This is a genomic window from Vibrio viridaestus, assembly GCF_003856525.1.
GTDB lineage: Bacteria > Pseudomonadota > Gammaproteobacteria > Enterobacterales > Vibrionaceae > Vibrio > Vibrio viridaestus.
In genome coordinates this window covers 1-505 of record NZ_RJVQ01000109.1, presented here as the reverse complement: position 1 = coordinate 505, position 505 = coordinate 1, and the positions used below count along the sequence as shown (strand labels likewise).

The following is a 505-nucleotide window of genomic DNA, read 5'->3' as shown; positions in this document are numbered from 1 at the left end:
TGTGTGTGTGTGAATGACGTGTTGTCTGTTGATTGTGTTGTTTGTTAGTGTTTGAGAGAGGTTATTTTGTTGAGTGTAGTTGTGCAGTTGTTTTTGTTCCTGAAAGCGCAGAGACGCACTAGCGTTGTCTGTCGTCGCATTGGGAACAACAGAGAAGGATGATTCCATATAGTGGGTGAGATGGCAATGATGCTGTTTCAATGTGRGATCGTACAGTTGTATGGCGAATGRTGAATTGAAGTGATAATGTAATGTGGTATTGATGATTGTTTGTGTTTCTAGCGACGTGTTTGTTTGCGTGATAAGTGTAMGAGCGTTTAGTTTATTGTGTWTGTTTGTGTTTGTGTGTGTGTGAATGACGTKKTGTCTGTTGATTGTGTTGTTTGTTAGTGTTTGAGAGAGGTTATTTTGTTGAGTGTAGTTGGTGCAGTTGTTCTTGTTCCTGAAAGCGCAGAGACGCACTAGCGTTGTCTGTCGTCGCATTGGGAACAACAGAGAAGGATGA

The 505-nt window shown here is 41.5% G+C and carries 1 protein-coding gene; it reads right to left on the bottom strand.

All coding sequences use genetic code 11. From position 1 onward, the window contains the following. On the bottom strand, nt 1–201 hold a 201-nt coding region (locus EES38_RS23310), incomplete at its 3' end, for a hypothetical protein (RefSeq protein WP_208020506.1). Nucleotides 202–505: the final 304 nt, after the last annotated feature.